At 71.9% G+C, this 15588-nt stretch carries 12 protein-coding genes and 1 pseudogene; 6 read left to right on the forward strand and 7 right to left on the reverse strand.

Annotation, left to right across the window (positions count from 1 at the left end; genetic code table 11):
• Positions 1-91: 91 nt before the first annotated feature.
• The gene (locus ACLF6P_RS27390; protein WP_415953902.1) at positions 92-1645 is read left to right on the forward strand and encodes an outer membrane protein assembly factor BamB family protein; all 1554 of its coding nucleotides are present in this window, start codon (positions 92-94) and stop codon (positions 1643-1645) included.
• Positions 1645-3210: an outer membrane protein assembly factor BamB family protein gene (locus ACLF6P_RS27395; protein WP_415953903.1), complete on the forward strand. Its 1566-nt coding sequence runs from the start codon at positions 1645-1647 to the stop codon at positions 3208-3210. The genes ACLF6P_RS27390 and ACLF6P_RS27395 overlap by 1 nt, the downstream gene beginning before the upstream one ends.
• 76 nt (positions 3211-3286) lie before the next feature.
• Here ACLF6P_RS27395 and ACLF6P_RS27400 read toward each other — a convergent pair whose 3' ends face one another.
• The 3 genes from ACLF6P_RS27400 to ACLF6P_RS27410 form a co-directional block, all read right to left on the reverse strand.
• Positions 3287-4555 carry a sensor histidine kinase gene (locus tag ACLF6P_RS27400; protein WP_415953905.1) on the reverse strand — a complete coding sequence of 423 codons (1269 nt, stop codon included), beginning with the start codon at positions 4553-4555 and terminating at the stop codon, positions 3287-3289.
• A 271-nt stretch (positions 4556-4826) separates the two neighbouring features.
• Complete coding sequence (locus tag ACLF6P_RS27405; protein ID WP_415953907.1) at positions 4827-5699, reverse strand: ABC transporter permease subunit; 873 nt, start codon at positions 5697-5699, stop codon at positions 4827-4829.
• Positions 5696-6700: an ATP-binding cassette domain-containing protein gene (locus tag ACLF6P_RS27410; protein WP_415953909.1), complete on the reverse strand. Its 1005-nt coding sequence runs from the start codon at positions 6698-6700 to the stop codon at positions 5696-5698. The genes ACLF6P_RS27405 and ACLF6P_RS27410 overlap by 4 nt, the downstream gene beginning before the upstream one ends.
• A 205-nt stretch (positions 6701-6905) precedes the next feature.
• On the opposite strand from ACLF6P_RS27410, the gene ACLF6P_RS27415 reads away from it, so the two are divergent.
• Positions 6906-8129 carry a sensor histidine kinase gene (locus tag ACLF6P_RS27415; RefSeq protein ID WP_415953911.1) on the forward strand — a complete coding sequence of 408 codons (1224 nt, stop codon included), beginning with the start codon at positions 6906-6908 and terminating at the stop codon, positions 8127-8129.
• Complete coding sequence (locus ACLF6P_RS27420; protein WP_415953912.1) at positions 8126-8785, forward strand: response regulator; 660 nt, start codon at positions 8126-8128, stop codon at positions 8783-8785. The genes ACLF6P_RS27415 and ACLF6P_RS27420 overlap by 4 nt, the downstream gene beginning before the upstream one ends.
• A gap of 36 nt (positions 8786-8821) precedes the next feature.
• Here the strand turns inward: ACLF6P_RS27420 and ACLF6P_RS27425 are convergent, their stop codons facing one another.
• The 3 genes from ACLF6P_RS27425 to allB all read right to left on the reverse strand — a co-directional run bounded on the left by ACLF6P_RS27425 (position 8822) and on the right by allB (position 12480).
• Entirely contained in the window at positions 8822-9727 is a 906-nt protein-coding gene (locus tag ACLF6P_RS27425; RefSeq protein WP_415953913.1) for a DMT family transporter, read from the reverse strand.
• A gap of 268 nt (positions 9728-9995) precedes the next feature.
• Positions 9996-11129 (reverse strand): allantoicase, encoded by a 1134-nt coding sequence (gene alc / locus ACLF6P_RS27430; protein WP_415953915.1) that lies wholly within the window; start codon positions 11127-11129, stop codon positions 9996-9998.
• 4 nt (positions 11130-11133) lie between these two features.
• Positions 11134-12480: an allantoinase AllB gene (gene allB / locus ACLF6P_RS27435; protein ID WP_415953917.1), complete on the reverse strand. Its 1347-nt coding sequence runs from the start codon at positions 12478-12480 to the stop codon at positions 11134-11136.
• 383 nt (positions 12481-12863) lie between these two features.
• Between allB and ACLF6P_RS27440 the strand changes: the two genes are divergently transcribed.
• Positions 12864-13661: an IclR family transcriptional regulator gene (locus tag ACLF6P_RS27440; protein WP_415953919.1), complete on the forward strand. Its 798-nt coding sequence runs from the start codon at positions 12864-12866 to the stop codon at positions 13659-13661.
• Between the two features lie 159 nt (positions 13662-13820).
• Positions 13821-14207: a VOC family protein gene (locus ACLF6P_RS27445; protein WP_415953920.1), complete on the forward strand. Its 387-nt coding sequence runs from the start codon at positions 13821-13823 to the stop codon at positions 14205-14207.
• A gap of 86 nt (positions 14208-14293) precedes the next feature.
• Here ACLF6P_RS27445 and ACLF6P_RS27450 read toward each other — a convergent pair.
• Positions 14294-15588: pseudogene (locus ACLF6P_RS27450) on the reverse strand (hypothetical protein); the annotation flags it as partial.

The following is a 15588-nucleotide window of genomic DNA, read 5'->3' on the forward strand; positions in this document are numbered from 1 at the left end:
ACTCTGAGCTCGGTCGAGAGGAGTCCCGGAGGCCTCTCGCAGAAAATCCGTCCGGGTACGGGGAGTTGAACACGTGGGGGACGAGTCATCCATGAGCCGGCCGCCGGAGGCGCCGCCGCAGCGCCGCCCGGGCACACAGCCGCTGTCGCAGTTCTCGCACAGCAACGCCCCGCCCAAGCGGCCCTGGTCCGCGCGGCTGCCACGCTGGGAGCGCCGGACGACGGCCGTGGCCGCCACGGTGCTCGCCGCGCTGCTGCTCATCGGCTCGGGGGTGTACGCGATGCGCGGTGACGGTGGCGGCGCCGAGGGGCCGCCTCCCGTGGCGAGCGGCTCGAAGAAGCCGTCCCCGTCGGCCTCACCGGACGCGAAGCCGAAGGGCGTTCCGCTGCCGAAGGACATCAACGCCGGGCTGGAAAAGGGCGAGGCGAAGGCCTGGTACGCGAAGAGCGAGCAGGATCTGCCCGGCGGCAACACGCTCGTCCACGACCTGTGGTTCAGCGGGGACCTGGTGGTCCAGGCCCTGTACCGGGAGGTGACCGCGTACAAGGTCGCCGACGGTTCCGAGGCCTGGAGCATTCCGTTGCCCGCCGAGGTCTGTGACACCCCGGTGAATCCCACGCCGGACGGCAAGGTGGTCGTCGCGTACCGTGATCCCGGCAGGAAGAAGGGCACCTGCAACCACCTGCAGATGATCGATCTGAAGCAGGGAACGGGCGGCTGGCGCAAGAAGCTGGCGGAGAAGGGCTCCGGCGGCAGCACGATCATCATCCATCTGGCGATCACCGGGAACACGGTGGCGGTGGGCCGCGACATGAGTGCCGACGCCTACCGGGTCTCCGACGGGAAGCCGCTGTTCGACCTCGGCAAGGAGAAGACGGGCGGCTGCTATCCCAGCGATGTCGCGGGCGGCGGGAAGCTCCTGGTCCTCGACCGGTGCAACGTCGGGGGCGCCGCCCACGGCCAGATCAAGGAGATCGATCCCCGGTCCGGAAAGGTCAGGTGGCGTTACCGGCTCAAGGACAAGAAGACGAAGAAGACCATGCCGTGGAGGTTCGGCAAGGTGTACTCCGTGCACCCGCTGGTGGTCTCCGTCCACAAGTCCGACGACCAGTTCACCTGGTCGGTGATCGCCCTGAAGCCCAACGGGAAACTGCGCTCGGCCCTCGACACCGCACAGCACGAGTTCGAGGTCTGCGCGGGCGCCGGTGACTCGGGGCGCGGCACACAGAACTGCGCGGGTGGCGCGGTCGGCAAGGACACCTTCTACATGACCACGAAGGCACCCGAGCCCACATCCGTCGGCCCCACCCGGATCGTCGCCTTCGACCTCGACAGCGGCAAGGTCAAATGGGCCTCGGCGCCCGAGGGCAAGCGGGAGTACGTGCCGGTCACGGCCGAAGGCTCCTCGGTCATCGCGTATGTGAAGGCGAACCACACCGAGCCCGGACGGCTCGTGCGGATCGGCCCGAAGGGCGGCAGGCCCAAGACCCTGATGCGGTTCGGCAGGACGGCTCAGCCGCTGGAGTACGAGGCGATGGCGGGCCAGATCGCCTATCGCGACGGCCGCTTCTTCCTGACGGACACCCTGCTCGAGGGTGACGACGCGAACGAGCAGGTTCGGCTGATGTCCTACGGAGGCAAGTGATGAGCGCGCCCACTCCGCCTCCCCCGCGGCCCGGGTTCGGCCCGCCGGTGACTCCGCCGCCGTTCCCGTCCGCGCCTCCGCCGGCGACCACGACGGTCGGCCCGGCCCGCCGCCCACCCGGCGGCCGCCTGCGCTGGATCATCACCGCCGTCGTCGCGTTCGCGCTGCTCGCGGGCGGCGGGATCTGGTTCATGACGGCCGGAGGTGACAAGGGCACGCCGGGCGAGGCCGAGCAGCCTCAGGCGCGGTTCGACGGACCCGGCACGGAGGAGAGGCCCGCCAAGACCGAGGCCGGAGAGCTGTTCCACGTGGCCGATCCCAAGGTCGGCAAGAACCAGCAGTTCAGCGCCCCCGGTGCCTGGGTGACCGACGAGACGTATGTGAAGAGCGGCATCGACAGCGTGGTCGGCTACGACCTCGGCAGCGGCCGCCAGGTATGGGAGATCGCCCTCGGCGGCCAGGTCTGCGACTACACCCGTGAGGTGGACGAGGGGCGCACCGGGATCCTGTTCCAGGACGGGATGCCCGGCGGGGACGGCAGGAACAGGCCGTGCACGGAGATCGCCGTGATCGACCTCGACGGCGGACTGCTGCTGTGGCGGAGCAGCGTGCAGCGCTCCGGCACCAAGATCGTCTTCCGTCAGGTCGCCGTCGGCGCCGGGAAAGTGGCGGTCGCCGGGGACGAGGGCGGCGCGGCCTTCGAACTCGCCGGCGGCGAGCTCAAGTGGGAGCCGAAGCCGACCGAGACCTGCTACGACATGGCGTACGGCGGCGGCGAGGACCTGGTGGCGCTGCAGAACTGCGGCCGGGCGGAAAACTCGAGGGCGCGGGTGCAGGTACTCGACGCCGGGGGCAGACCCCGCTCCGCGTACGACCTGCCGCGCGGCCTCGAATTCGCGGAAATCGTGTCCTCCGATCCGCTGGTCGTCGCGGGCACGATGCAGGGCCGGGTCAGCGACTTCTTCTCGATCGACCGGCGCAAGGGCACCCTGCGCAGCAAGGTCGCGATCGATCCGGAGCGGTTCCCTCGGGTCTGCTCGGTGCTCTCGCACGTCCACTGCCATGGGGCCGCCGTCGGCAACGACCGGCTGTATCTGGCGACCCGGCCCCGTACGGACACGGGCGAGTCGGAGTCGGCGAACGAGATCGTCTCCTACGACCTCGCGACCGGGAAGGCGACCGGCCAGCGGGCCGACTCCGGGGGCAGGACCGAGCTGCGGATCCTGCGGATGGACGGCCGGGACCTGCTCGCGTACCGGCTGCCGACGCACAGCCTGCCCGGGCAGGTGATCAAGCTCGATGGGCGGTCGTTCGAGGAGACGGTGTACTTGAGTGTGCCGTCGGACTCCGAGGCCGCCGCGGTGCAGCGGCATTTCGTCTCCGACAAGGTCGAGATGCTGTACGCGCAGGGGCGATTGTTCACGTCCGAGCTGTATGTGACAGCGCCCCGGTCGCGCTACGAGCCGCCCTATCTCGCGGCCGCGTTCGGCGCGGGCGACGCAGGCGACGCTGGTGACGCAGGCGACGCGGGTGGAGGTGGCGGCGCGGAGGGCGCGGGCGGCTGAGGTGACGGCCGCGGGGGCGGGCGGACAAGGACGGATTCGGACGGACGCGGACGGATCCGGACGGATGCGGGACGGCCTACCGCTCCTGCCACGGCAGCCACGCGTGGACGCGGAACCCGCCGTCCGCCTCCTTGCCGTGGACGAGGCGGCCGCCGGTGAGGCCGGCGCGTTCCGTGAGGCCGATGAGGCCCTGCCCCGAACCGGGGACCGGTGGCACGTCCCCGGGCGGCGCGGAGTTGCGGATGTCGAGGGTGAGGCCCTCGCCGGGCGCGCCCGTGATCCGCAGGGTGACCTCGGCGCCCGGGGCGTGCTTGCGGGCGTTGGTCAGGGCCTCCTGAGCGATGCGGTAGGCATTGCGGCCGGTCGCCCCGGGGACCGCATGCGGATCGTCGATGCGGTCGTCGAGGCGGATGCTCATCCCGGCGCGGCGTGATTCGGTGACGAGCTGTCCGAGCGCGGCCAGGGTGGGCTGGGGACGGCCGGATTCCTCGGCGGCCTCCCCGGCACGCAGCACACCGATGATCTCGCGCAGATCCTGCAGTGCCTCGTGAGCACTGTCCCTGATGACCCCGGCAGCCCGGGCGACCTCCGCCTGCGGTGCGTCGGGACGGAACTCCAGGGCGCCCGCATGCACGCTGAGCAGGGTCAGCCGGTGGGCGAGCACATCGTGCATCTCGCGGGCGATGCCCTCGCGGGCCAGGCGCTGCGCCTGCTCGGCGCGCAGCGCGGCCTCGGTCTCGGCCCGCAGCGCGCGGTCGCGCAGCGAGAGCAGCAGCTGACGGCGGGAGCGGACGAACATGCCGAGCGCGATGACGGTGAGACCCAGCATCACGGAGAGCGCGACGGCCATGCCATACGGGATGTCCGGATCGGGCCGCAGCAGATAGACGGCCGGAGCCAGCACGATCGACAGACCGCCGATCCAGGCCACATAGCGGAACGGCCGGTGCACCGCAAGCGTGAACAGCGCGACCGCGGCGGCGCCGCCCGCGGTGTCCGAGACGATACTCACCGGGATCATCGCGACGGCCAGGCCTACCGGCCAGCGGCGGCGCAGCCAGACCGCGGCGCAGGCCGCGACGCCGACCAGCACATCGAGATGTGCGGCGTTCTCGGAGACGTTGGGGTTTCTGACGGCGGTGTCCGCGCCGACCATGCCGATGGCGACGGCGACAAGGAAGCAGAGGAGATCGACGGTCCAATCCCGCGCAGTCCGCCGCGTGCGACCACCCCGGCGTGCGGCGCGCTCCGGGTCGAACTCATCGGCGACGGCCGCGGGCAGCAGGCTGGGCCAGGGGTACGCACTGCCGAAGCCCTCCTCACCGGACCGGGCGGCCGGCCCCACGGCCGGGCGCTCCGTAGGCGGCATGGCAGGCCCCGTGGCGGGCTCGTCGGGGAGCTTCCGCGGTGTCTGCTGCCTGTCTTTTCTCCGGCTCACAGTTGATCAATCTACGCAGGTATCGGCGCCGTCGCGGCCCCGTGACGGCTGCCGTAGACCAAAGTCGCGCAGGTGGCTACCTTCGGCCCGATGGCATGGCCCGATGGATCGCCCCGGCAGGAGAATCGGCTGCGTCCCCGTGGGCCGAGCGGGCGAGCCCAAGCGCGGACCTGCCTCCTCACACATCCCTCCGCCGCACCGCAGTGACGGCGACCACGAGCGCGCCCACGGCCCACGCCCCGTAAACGGTCCACGCCTCGGTGACGCTCACCGGATACTTCCCGCCGCCGAAGCGGTTGCCGCTCAGGGTCTCCCAGGCCTCCAGCGGCATCGCATTGCCGATCTCGGCGACCCAGCGATAGGTCTCGCCCCGGAAGAGCACCGGCAGGAGCAGCAGGGTCAGGATCGCGCCGACCACCGCGCCGGCGGCATGCCGTATGACCGCGCCGATGGCCATGCCGACCAGTGCGCACAGAGGTGCGAGGAGCGCCGACCCCGCGACGGCCCGCAGGGCTCCCGGGTCGGCAAGGGACACTCCCCCGTGCTCGCGCAGCAGGGCCTGGGTGATGAGGAACGTGACGGTCGCGGTCACGGTGCCGAGCACGGTCAACACGCCTGTCACCACGGCGGCCTTGGCGAGGACCACGGAGCGCCGGTCCGGCACGGCCGTGAGCGTGGTGCGGATCAATCCGCTGGTGTACTCGCCGAAGACGGCTATCGCACCGATGCTGCACGCCACGACCATGAAGACCTGCCAGGCCGGGTCGAGGAACGCGGTGTGCATCGCGTCGAAGGCGAAGGCAGGGTCGGGGTCCGGTGCGCCGGCAGGCCGTGGCGGCGGGTCGGCGAGCCGGTCGGCATTGGTCTGCGCGGAGTTCACGTTGATGCCGATGACGGTCAGGGCTCCCGCGCCCAGGACCCAGTGGGTGGAGCGGAGCGACCGGAGTTTGATCCACTCCGCGGTGAGCAGGTGGCGGAATCGGGCGGCGGATCGGGGGGTGCGGAGCGGCGGGGCGGCACGGTCTGCCCGTTCGGGGACGGCGGTGGTCATCGGGAGTCTCCCGCGAGGTAGTCGACGCTGGTGGCGGTCAGTTCCATGAAGGCCTGCTCCAGGGAGGCGTCCAGCGGGGTGAGCTCCCCGAGAACGATGCCCTCGCGCAGGGCCAGCTCGCCTATCCGCTCGGAATCGAGCCCGGTCACGGTCAGCACCTCCTCCCCCGGTCTCTGCTCCCCCGGTCCCCGCTCCCCCGGTCCCCGCTCCCCCGGTCTCTGCTCCCCGCGCACGACCCCGCCGCCTTCGGCGCGCAGGGCGCAGGCCAGCCGCTCCGGATCGCGCGCCTTCACCCGTACGCCCCGGCTCGTGCCCCTGGCCGCGAACTCGGCCAGGCTCTCCGCCGCGATCAGTTCGCCGCGGCCGATCACGATCAACTGCTCGGCGCACAGCTCCATCTCGGACATCTGGTGGCTCGACACGAAGACGGTCCTGCCTTCGCCCGCCAGGCGGCGCAGCAGAGCGCGCAGCCATTGCACGCCCTCCGGATCGAGCCCGTTGAGCGGCTCGTCGAAGACGAGTACAGGCAGATCGCCGAGCAGGGCACCGGCGATGCCGAGCCGCTGTTTCATGCCGAGCGAGAAGCCGCCGATCCGCCGGCCCGCGACCTCGGCGAGGCCGACCTCGGCCAGCACTTCCCCGACGCGGGCGCGCGCGATGCCGTTGCTCGCGGCGAGCGCCCCGAGGTGGGCGCGGGCGGTGCGGCCGCCGTGTGTGTCCTGGGCGTCGAGCAGAGCGCCGACGTACCGCAGGCCGCGGGGGCGCTCGGCGAAGGGACGGCCGTCGATGGTGGCGGTGCCTGCGGAAGGGGTGTTGAGGCCGAGCAACAGGCGCAGGGTGGTGGTCTTGCCGGCTCCGTTGGGGCCCAGGAAGCCGGTGACGTGGCCCGGGCGGACGGTGAAGGACAGGTCGCGCACGGCGGTGGTGTCCCCGTAGCGCTTGGTGAGTTCGCTGACTTCGATCACGCTGTCCACGATCGCCCGCGCGGGCTGGTGGAACATCAAGCCTCGGATGACATTCGACGAGGCCTCACTCGCCCACGGGTGTAAGCCCGTGGGCTGATGTCCGGGCCCCGACCGCCTGCCTATGATCGCGCCATGAGCACCGCCCCGTCCCCGGCCACCGCATGAGCGCAGTCCTGCCCACCGCTGTCACTTCCACCGCCACCGCCACCACAACCGCCACCGCCACCGCCACCGCCACCGCATGAGCAGCGTCGCTTCGTCGCACATTGGTGTCGTACGGTCCCGGCGGGCCCTGGTCCTGACGGCGGCGGCCTGGTGTGCGGCCCTCATCTACCCCGCACTGCTCACCCTCGCCGTCCTCCACGAACCCGAGCTCACCGGCGTACGACTTGTGCCGTCGGCGCTGCTGGCGGCCCTCGTCGTGCCGCTGCTGCTGCGCCGCCCGCTCCCCGCGCTCCTGCTGCTCCTGCTCGCCTCGTTCGCGGCGACGATGCTGGCCAGGGATCAGGCCGCCTGGCCGTTCGCCTCCCGGCAGGCGTGGCAGGTCACCTATCTGCAGGCGCTGTACACCGACCTCGTGGTGGGGTTCATCGCCGCGACCCGCTCCCGGCGTGAGGCCGTCGCCGCCGGGGTGCTCGCCCTGGCCACCCAGGTCGCGGCGGTCCCGTACCACCGCTCGGGCTCGGACAACACGGTGAGCACGATCCTCACGCTCGTCCTCGCCCTCGCCACGGCCTGGCTGATCGGCTACTCGCTCGCCGAGCGCAGCAAGCACGCCCGCATGCTGCGCGAACAGGCCGCCGCCCGGGCCGTGACGGCCGAGCGGCTGCGGATCGCCCGTGAGCTGCACGACATGGTGGCGCACAGCATCGGGATCATCGCGATCCAGGCGGGGGTGGGCCGACGGGTCATCGAGACCCAGCCGGACGAGGCGCGCAAGGCGCTGGGGGCGATCGAGACGACCAGCAGGGAGACGCTGGCGGGGCTGCGGCGGATGCTGGGCGCACTGCGCCGGTCCGAACCGGAGCCGCAGGAGGCGCCGTTGGACCCGGCGCCGGGCCTGGCAGATCTGGACGCGCTGGTGTCGGCGACTCGGGACGCGGGCGTGCGCGTCACGGTGCACGTTCTCGGCCCGCGCCGCCCGCTCCCGCCCGAGGTGGACCTCGCGGCGTACCGCATCGTCCAGGAGTCACTCACCAATGTCGTGCGTCATGCCGGGGTGAACGAGTGCGCGGTGACCGTGGACTTCCGGCCGGAGGAAGTCGTCCTGGGCATCACCGACGAGGGCCGCCGCGGCTCGGACCGCCCGGTCACGGGCGCGGGATACGGCATCCCGGGGATGCGGGAGCGGACCGCCCTGCTCCGCGGCACCTTCACCGCGGCACCCCTCTCCGGCGGCGGCTTCCAGGTCCGGGCGAGCCTGCCTGTCCCCGACGAAGTCGCGCCCGTGATGGAGCAACCATGACCGTCGTACGCGTCGTCCTCGCCGACGACCAGCCTCTGGTCCGCAGTGGTCTGCGCGTGCTCATCGCGGACGCGCCGGACATCGAGGTCGTGGGCGAGGCGGGCACGGGGGCGGAGGCGGTGCGGCTGGCCGCGGAGGTGCTGCCCGATGTGGTGGTCATGGACATCCGGATGCCCGGCATGGACGGCATCGAGGCGACGGGCCGCATCACCGCCGCGCATCCCCGTACCCGGGTCCTGATGCTGACGACGTTCGACGACGACGAGTACGTCTACGGTTCCCTGCGGGCCGGGGCGTCCGGGTTCCTGGTCAAGGACATGGAGCTGGACGCGATCCTCGGCGCGGTCCGGGTGGTCGCGGGCGGCGACGGCCTGATCGCGCCGAGTGTCACGGGCCGGCTGATCGCGGAGTTCGCCGCGCGTCCCGAACAGCGGCGCCCGAAGCGGGAGCTGACGCAGATCACGGAGCGCGAACGCGAGGTGCTGACGCTGGTCGGCCGCGGCCTGTCCAACGCCGAGATCGCCACGGACCTGTTCATCAGCACGGCCACCGCGAAGGCACATGTGTCGCGGCTCCTCACGAAGCTGGGGGCGCGCGACCGCGTCCAGCTGGTGATCATCGCGTACGAGACGGGGCTTGTGTCGCCCTCGGGCTGAGCCACTCGGAGCGGCCGCGCGAGCCCCCGGGCCGGCTCACGCCGCCCGCCGTCCCCACGCCGTGCCCACCAGGACGAGCGCGGCGCCCACGAGGCCGGGCAGGCCCAGGTGTTCGCCGCCCAGCGTGATGCCGGCCACTGCCGCCCACAGCGGCTCCGTGCCGAGCAGCAGGCTGACGCGGGACGGGGAGCTCCTGCGGACAGCCCACATCTGGACGAAGAACGCGAAGAGTGTGCAGAAGACCGAGAGGAAGAGCAGGCCTGCCCATGCGCGCGGCCCGAAGCCGGCGGCCGTCGACCAGGGCGCGTCGCCCGTGCCCGCGGCGGCGAGGAGGGCGAAGAGGAGGACCGCCGTGCCGAGTTGAACGGTGGTCAGGGAGAGGGAGTCGGCGTCCTGGACGGCCCTGATCCGGGCCATGGCGAGGACGTGCACCGTGCGGGCCAGGGCGGCGAGCAGGATCAGGAGGTCGCCCGGTGAGGGCGCGGTGAGGCCGCCGCCCTGGGTGAGCAGGACGACGCCGAGGAGGGAGAGGGCGGCGGCCGCGAGGAAGCCGCGGGAGGGCGCGCGACGCAGCAGAGCCGATTCGGCGAGCGGCGTGAAGATCATCGTGAGGCTGATGATGAGGCCCGCGTTGGTCGCGGAGGTGTGCACGACCCCGTATGTCTCCAGGAGGAAGATTCCCCCGAGGATCAGCCCGAGCACTCCCGCTCCACGCCACTGCGCGGGCCGCAGCGCACGCAGCCGCCGCCGTCCCACGGCGACGAGCGCCGGCAGGACGAGGGCGAAGCGCAGGACGAGGACCGCGATGACGGTGTGCGAGGTCGTGACGCCCTTGGCGGCGAGATAGCTCGCACCCCAGACGGCCGCGACGAGCAGTACGGGCAGATCGGTGAGCCAGGCGGGGCGGGGCGCACGCACGGCGGGTGCGGTGAGCGTTGACACGTACGGGCCTCCAACACGGCGTGCGGTGTGGAGACTTCTGCGGCTCGCACCTGAGTGCCCTCACCGTATCCGCGCGTGATCACCGGGGGTAGGGCGGTCTCACACATCGGGCAGCGACGAACCGGTCGCGCCACGGAGCGCCTGCCCGGAACAGTCATGACCGGCAGGGCGGCCCTGGTGACCGGCGGCAGCCGTGGGATGAGTCTGAGGCGCACCGGGGCTGTCCACCCGGTGCGCCTCAGGCCTCAGGTCCGCTCAGGAGGGGGGCTCAGCCGCCCAGCTCCTGGTGGCGGGCCGCAAGTTCCGCCTCGCCGTCCGTGGTCAGCGAACCGAAGAGGCGCAGGCGGGAGAAGCCGCCGTCGGGGTAGATGTCGATGCGGACCTGCGAGCCGACCACCGGGGCGTCGAGGACGAAGCGGTGGTTGGTGTCGGGCTGCAGGCGGGTGCGGGGCAGGAACTCCTGCCATTCGGCGTCGTCGGAGGCGCGGACGGACAGCGAGGCCCAGCCGGCCGAGTTGCCCTTGAGGTAGGCGGTGTCGATCTCGATCGCGCGGATCGAGGACTCGGCGACGAGCTGGTAGTTGATCCAGTCGTTGCCGTTGTCGCGGCGGCGGGCCGTCTCCCAGCCGTCGTCCATCTTGCGGGAGCGGCCCGGGTTGATGGTGTTGACGGGCGAGGAGTAGAAGCGGTTGGAGGCGTCGAGCACCTGCCCGCCGTTCTCCAGGGCGACCACGTCGAAGGAGCCGAGGGCGGCGAGCCACTTCGGGTCGGGGACGACCTCGCCGTACACCCGCAGCCGGGCGATACCGCCGTCGGGGTGCTGGTTGACGCGCAGGTGCGTGAAGCGCTGCTCGGTGGTGACCTCGAAGCCGTTGGCCGCGTGGCCGCCGACGGCCGTACGGGGGACGATGGTCGTCCACTTGACGCCTTCGGCGAGGAGCTCGTCGGGGGTGGGCGCGAGGGAGCCCTCCCAGTTGACGGCCTCGATGGAGACGGCCTGCGGCATGTTGCCGCGGAAGTGGGCGGTGTCCACGACGATGCCGCGGATCACGCCGGGGGCGCCGAGGCGGACGAGCGCCCAGTCGTGGTCCTCGGCGGTCGGCCAGGGCTGTTCGGCCGAGACACCGCGGCGGCGGCGAGTCTCCCAGCCGTCCATGACCTTGCCCTTGTGGCCGAAGTGCTCGGGGTCGAACTCGGGGGCCTCGGGCACCAGGAGGTTCTCGCGCTGGGCGAAGAACTCGTCGTTGGCGGCGATGACACCGGCGCCGAGGGTGCGGTCGGCGAGGTTGGCGTGATGCGTGAACGGCAGGTCCGCGCTGCGGTAGTCGGCCCAGGGGTCGCCGCCGCCGTACGGGTTCGCGTTGCCGGTGAACGAAGGGATCGATGCAGGGGTTGACGCCACGGTGTCAGTTGTTCCTTTCGAGAAGGCGGCCGGCGGGCTCGGTGAACGCGCCGTCCGCGTAGATGCGCTCGCCGCGCAGCCAAGTCGACTTGACGACACCGCTGAGGGTCTTGCCCGCGTACGCAGTGACCTTGTTGCGGTGCTGCAGCCGGGCCGCGTCGACGGTGAAGCTCTCCTCCGGGGCGAGGATCGCGAAGTCGGCGTCGCGGCCGGCCTCGATGGCGCCCTTCTGGCCGAGACCGACCAGGGCGGAGGTGCGCGCGGACATCCAGCGCACCACGTCGTCGAGGCTGTGGCCGCGCTTCTTCGCCTCGGTCCAGACGGCCGCGAGGCTGAGCTGGAGACCGGAGATCCCGCCCCATGCGGTGGCGAAGTCGTCCGTCTTGAGGTCGGCGGTGGACGGCGAGTGGTCGGTGACGATGCAGTCGATGGTGCCGTCGGCGAGGGCCTGCCACAGGAGGTCCTGGTTGGCGCCTTCGCGGATCGGCGGGCAGCACTTGAACTCGCTGGCACCGTCGGGGACTTCCTCGGCGGTGAGCGTGAGGTAGTGCGGGCAGGTCTCGACGGTGAGCCGTACGCCCTCGGCCTTGGCGGCGGCGATGAGCGGCAGGGCGTCGGCGGAGGACAGGTGCAGGATGTGGATACGGGCGCCGAGGCGCTTGGCGGTGTCGATCAGCCCCTGGATCGCCACGTCCTCACTGACGCGGGGCCGGGTCTGCAGGTAGTCGCCGTACTTCGGGCCGCTGAGGCTCGGGGCCGCGTCGAGTTCGGCCGGGTCCTCGGCGTGCACGATGAGCAAGCCCCCATCAGCACCGAAGCCGGCGATCTCGCCCATGGAGGCGGCGAGCTGCTCACCGTTCAGGTGCGGGAACTCGTCGACTCCGGAGGGGGAGAGGAAGCACTTGAAGCCGTAGACGCCGGCGTCGTGCAGGGGCCGGAGGTCCTTGACGTTGTCCGGGAGCGCGCCGCCCCAGAAGCCGATGTCGATGTGCGCCTTGGCGGCGGCGACTTCCTGCTTCGTACGGAGGCCCGCGACCGTGGTGGTCGGCGGCAGGGAGTTGAGCGGCATGTCCACGAGCGTCGTGATGCCACCGGCCGCGGCCGCGCGGGTGGCGGTCCAGAAGCCCTCCCACTCGGTACGGCCGGGGTCGTTCACGTGGACGTGGGTGTCGACGATGCCGGGCAGGACGACATGGTCCCCGAAGTCCTCCAGGCGGGCGCCGGCGGGCACCTCGGCCTCGTGGGCCTCGACGGCGACGATCTTTCCACCGGAGACGGTGACCGATGCGGCCTTCGTTCCCTCAGGCGTGACCACCCTGGTCGAGCGCACCACCAGTTCCACGTCGGACACCCTCACCCTCGCTTCCGTAGAGCCTGCATCCGGATCTTCCGCTCCGTGGAGCGCGCGCCGGATCTTCCACCGCTCTTCCGCAGTACGGAAATTCAACGGTCTGTTGAACGGAGTCTCACCCCGGCGTGGCGGCCCGTCAACCCCCTCCCGGCGGAACCGCGGGACACCCGAAGCCGGATTGGAGGTTTCCATAGAGCGGAAACCGAATTTCATACTACAGAATGGATCAAGGCACAATCGATACCGGGCCCGATTGTGGGAAGGCATCGCCCGCAGCCGGACAAACAGCCACCTAGCGGCCACTCTCGCACCGGAGGCGCCGGGCGATGCCCGGCACACCGGCGCTAAGCTGCACTTTCCTGCCCGCACGAAAGGACCGCGCCGTGCCGACGTCCAGCGCCAGCACCACCGACTCCAAGGCCGCCGCCCCGACTGGCGGTGTCCAGTCCCTCGAGCGCGCCTTCGATCTGCTCGAGCGGATGGCGGACGCGGGCGGTGAGGTCGGCCTCAGCGAGCTCTCCGCCACCAGCGGACTGCCCCTTCCGACCATCCACCGCCTGATGCGCACCCTGGTGGCCTGCGGCTATGTCCGGCAGCAGCCCAACCGCAGGTACTCGCTCGGCCCCCGTCTGATCCGCCTGGGCGAATCCGCCTCGCGGCTGCTCGGCACCTGGGCGCGCCCCTATCTCGCGCGCCTCGTCGAGGAGACCGGCGAGACCGCGAACATGGCGCTGCTCGACGGCGACGAGATCGTGTACGTGGCGCAGGTGCCCTCCAAGCACTCGATGCGCATGTTCACCGAAGTCGGCCGCCGCGTCCTGCCGCACTCCACGGGCGTGGGCAAGGCGCTGCTCGCGCACACGCCGGCCGAGGACGTACGGGCGCTGCTCGCGCGCACCGGGATGCCGGCCGCCACGGAGAAGACCATCACCACGCCCGAGGGCTTCCTCGACGCGCTGGAGGACGTCCGCCGTACGGGTTACGCGGTGGACGACAACGAGCAGGAGATCGGGGTCCGCTGCCTCGCCGTCCCGGTGCCGGACTCCCCCACCGCCGCGGCCATCTCCATCTCCGGTCCCGCGGGCCGGGTGACCGAGGCCGCCACCGACAGGATCGTGCCGATCCTGCAGCAGGTGGCCGCCGAGCTCTCCGTCGCCCTCGCCAACACCGGCGGGAACTGAACCTCTCCTGTCACGTCTTCGGGGGTACGCGGCCGGGCTCGCCGGTCACGTGCCCCTGACGTGCATCCGGGCCCGGGCGCGCGAGACTGCGAGGTGGGGCGTATCGCGTCCGCGTCCCCGGCATCAGCCCGCCGAGCACGATCGCACCGGAGAACACCCATGAGGATCCACATCACCAGCGTCTTCGTCGACGACCAGGCCGAGGCCGAGCACTTCTACGTCGACAAGCTGGGCTTCCGGAAGAAGCACGACATCCCGCTGGGCAACGCCCGCTGGCTCACCGTCGTCTCGCCGGAGGCCCCCGAGGGCACCGAGCTGCTGCTCGAACCGAGCGACCACCCCGCCGTCCGCCCGTACAAGAACGCCCTGGTCGCGGACGGGATCCCGGCCGCGCAGTTCCAGGTCGACGATGTGCGCGCCGAGTTCGAGAAGCTGCGCGAGCTCGGGGTGCGCTTCGTCCAGGAGCCGGTCGAGATGGGGAACGTCACCGCGGCGGTCCTCGACGACACCTGCGGCAATCTGATCCAGATCGTCCAGATGCACTGACCGGGAGCGCCACCCGCGCGGCGCGGGCGGTGCTCCCGGGTCTCGGTGTCACTGCCGGGTCTCGGTGTCACTCCCGGGTCTCGGTGTCACCCTTCGGGGTCGGCCGCCATGGCGTTCCGCCAGACCGTCACATCGAGCTTGACGTAGTTGCTCTGATCGGATTCCGGAGCCCGCCCGTTGTACTTGATCAGACCGATGTGCCCGGCCGTGGTCAGCAGGCAGATGTGGCTGCCCCTCGCCACGTTGCTGAGGTTGATCGTCGAGGTGTACCGGGTCTCCGACCTGCACGTCTCAAGCGTGGGTTCCTGGGCATCGGTGAGCAGGATGTACTTGTTCTTGCGGCTCGTCTCGAGCTGGAAGTCGCCATAGCCGTCGAAGACGATGTCCTGCCGGCCTTCGGTGTCCCCGTCGGCCGGCTTGACCGGCTTGTCGGCAAGGCTGAGGCGATAGCCGCTGACCAGGTCGATGCCCTTGTAGATCTGCGGCTCCGGGTCCTGCACGACACCGGTGCCCGTGCCGTCGTCCGCACTGGGGCTCGCCCCGCCGGTGGGTTCCTCGCCGGGTTCCCCGGTGGCCGGATCATCGTTCGCCGGATCGTCCGTGGCCGGGTCCTGATCTTCACCGGACGGCGTGGACTGCCCGCCACCCGCCTGCTGGTCCTGCTCGCCCTTGGGGTCCTCCTTGAGCAGCACATACGTGCCCACGGCTCCCCCGGCGCCGAAGACGAGGGCGGCGATGGCCACGGCGAGGAGGGTGCGGCCCTTCTTCCGCTTCCGCGGCGCCGCGGGCTGACTCCCGTGCGCGGCCGCCGGCTGCTGGTGCATGGGGTGGCCGCCGCCCTGCGGGCCGGGCGCGGGGTGAGCACCGTAGCCGCCCGGCGCGGGCTGCTGGAGCGCCGCCGTGTCGTACGGCGACGGCCCGAATCCGGGCGGCGGGGTCCCCGGGCCCTGCACCTGGGTGGCGGGCGCGGTCTGCGGGTGACCGGCGGCGGCCGGGGTCGGGGGCGGGGTGTGCTGCTGTGCGGCGGACTGGCCGGGCGGCGGCGTGTGCTGCTGTGCGGCAGGCTGCTGCGGCGGCGGGGTGTGCTGCTGGGCCGCGGGCTCACCGGCGCTCGGCTGCGGCGCGGCGGGAGTCGCCGCCGCGGACGCCGAGGGCACGTCCTGCTGTACGGGGGTGACCTGGCCCGGCGTGGAGGCGCCCGGAGCCGGGCCGGAACCGGCCTCGGCGGATGCGGGCGGCGCACCCGCAGGAGCCGGCGGAACAGCACTCGCAGCCGCACCCGGGGCAGGTGGCTGCACGGGCGCGGCGGGCTGCCCCACGGCCGGCGCCTGCGCGGGCGCCGGCGGCTGGGCCGGGACCGCGGGCGACTGCCCGGGGGCGG

Origin of the sequence: Streptomyces lothianensis (assembly GCF_047779955.1) — a bacterium.
Lineage (GTDB): Bacteria > Actinomycetota > Actinomycetes > Streptomycetales > Streptomycetaceae > Streptomyces.

Bases quoted from the DNA above. Each gene is read 5' to 3' on its own strand.
- ACLF6P_RS27420 (WP_415953912.1), top strand. From the start codon at position 8,126: ATGACCGTCGTACGCGTCGTCCTCGCCGACGACCAGCCTCTGGTCCGC.
- ACLF6P_RS27415 (WP_415953911.1), top strand. From the start codon at position 6,906: ATGAGCAGCGTCGCTTCGTCGCACATTGGTGTCGTACGGTCCCGGCGG.
- ACLF6P_RS27390 (WP_415953902.1), top strand. From the start codon at position 92: ATGAGCCGGCCGCCGGAGGCGCCGCCGCAGCGCCGCCCGGGCACACAG.
- ACLF6P_RS27410 (WP_415953909.1), bottom strand. From the start codon at position 6,700: ATGTTCCACCAGCCCGCGCGGGCGATCGTGGACAGCGTGATCGAAGTC.
- ACLF6P_RS27405 (WP_415953907.1), bottom strand. From the start codon at position 5,699: ATGACCACCGCCGTCCCCGAACGGGCAGACCGTGCCGCCCCGCCGCTC.
- ACLF6P_RS27445 (WP_415953920.1), top strand. From the start codon at position 13,821: ATGAGGATCCACATCACCAGCGTCTTCGTCGACGACCAGGCCGAGGCC.
- ACLF6P_RS27395 (WP_415953903.1), top strand. From the start codon at position 1,645: ATGAGCGCGCCCACTCCGCCTCCCCCGCGGCCCGGGTTCGGCCCGCCG.